Here is a 1699-nt window from a genome sequence, read left to right on the forward strand (position 1 = left end):
AGGGCTTGCAGATCATCAAGGTGTTGCTTCCCGTCCCGTGGCTCGTTGATGTGGTATGCGCATCCCGGACGAGATCCGTACCCAACTCGCTGTGAAGTTCGCGGTGTTGTTCCCGCATCTGGACGAGCGGCAGCGACGGCTACTGATGGCCGCGGAGGCCCGTGTCCTGGGACACGGTGGTGTTCGGGCCGTCGCGCGGGCGGCCTCGGTGAGTGAGACCACGGTCCGCAAGGGCGTGTTCGAGCTGGAGACCGGCGAGGAGCCTCTGGGGCGGGTGCGGCGGCCAGGCGGAGGCCGCAAGAGGGTCGCAGATCTCGATCCGGGGCTGCGGCCGGCACTGCTGGCACTGGTCGAGCCGGACGAGCGCGGTGATCCGATGTCGCCACTGCGGTGGACGGTCAAGTCGACCCGCAACCTCGCGCGGGAGCTGACCCGGGCCGGGCACAAAGTCAGTGCGGACACCGTTGCCGACCTGCTGCGGGAGGAAGGCTTCAGCCTGCAGGCCAACGCCAAGACCATTGAGGGAAGCCAGCATCCGGACCGGGATGCCCAGTTCCGCTATCTCAACGAGCAGGCCCGCGATCACCGGGACACCGGCCAGCCGGTGATCAGCGTGGACACCAAGAAGAAGGAACTCGTCGGCGAGTTCAAGAACAACGGGCGCCAGTGGCGGCCTGCGGCTGATCCGGTGCCGGTGAACGTCCATGACTTCGCCGACCCGCATCTGGGCAAGGCCGTCCCGTACGGGATCTACGATCTCGCGGCAGACACCGGCTGGGTCAACGTGGGCACCGATCACGACACCGCCGCGTTCGCAGTGGAATCGATCCGCCGCTGGTGGTGCGGCCAGGGCCGGGCCGCCTACCCGCAAGCGACACGACTGCTCATCACCGCCGACGCGGGCGGCTCAAACGGCTACCGCACCCGGGCCTGGAAGCTCGAACTCGCCCGGCTCGCTGCCGAAACAGGACTGACGATCACCGTCTGCCACCTACCGCCGGGCACATCGAAGTGGAACAAGATCGAGCACCGGCTCTTCTCCCACATCACCATGAACTGGCGAGGCCGCCCGCTGACCAGCCACGAAGTCATCGTCCAGTCCATCGCCGCGACCACCACCAGCACCGGCCTGCGCGTCATGGCCGAGCTGGACACCAACACCTACCCCACCGGAGTCCAGATCGGCGACGCGGAGATGGCGGCCCTGCCACTGACCCGACACGCCTTCCACGGCGACTGGAACTATGCCGTGTATCCCCATCCGTACCCTGCCATCCCAGCACCCCGGACTCCGCAAAAGCCGGCCCCGGAGTGGGACCAAGCTCTGCTGTCCGATCCCGCCCTGACCGGCATGACCCGGCAGCAACTGAGCGAACTCACCGACATCTTGGCCGTCGATGGCGACGTCAAGCGCGGACGCCCGCCCCGACTCGCCTTCCCCGACCAGGTCCTGGCGGCCGTCCTTCACCTGCGGGTCGCCCTGGCCGCGGAACCCCTCGCCGTGCTGTTCGACAGCAGTCGCACCGCCATGCACCGCACCCTGCTCAAGATCAGGACACTGCTGAAGGCGCACAGCATCGTCATCCCACCGGCAGCCACCCCACCCTCCGCCCTCACAGCCCTCCAGGCTCGGGTTCAAGCCCTGAGTGGCGACCCCAGCAGCATGATCAAAACAACGTGTTAATGATCTGCAAGCCCT

At 67.2% G+C, this 1699-nt stretch carries 1 protein-coding gene; it reads left to right on the plus strand.

Annotation, left to right across the window (positions count from 1 at the left end; translation table 11 throughout):
• Positions 1 to 55 precede the first annotated feature (55 nt).
• Entirely contained in the window at positions 56 to 1684 is a 1629-nt protein-coding gene (locus AC07C1_RS41220) for an ISAzo13 family transposase (protein ID WP_478947242.1), read from the plus strand.
• The last annotated feature ends 15 nt before the right edge of the window (positions 1685 to 1699 follow it).

The organism is Streptomyces sp. NPDC045022 (assembly GCF_056432605.1).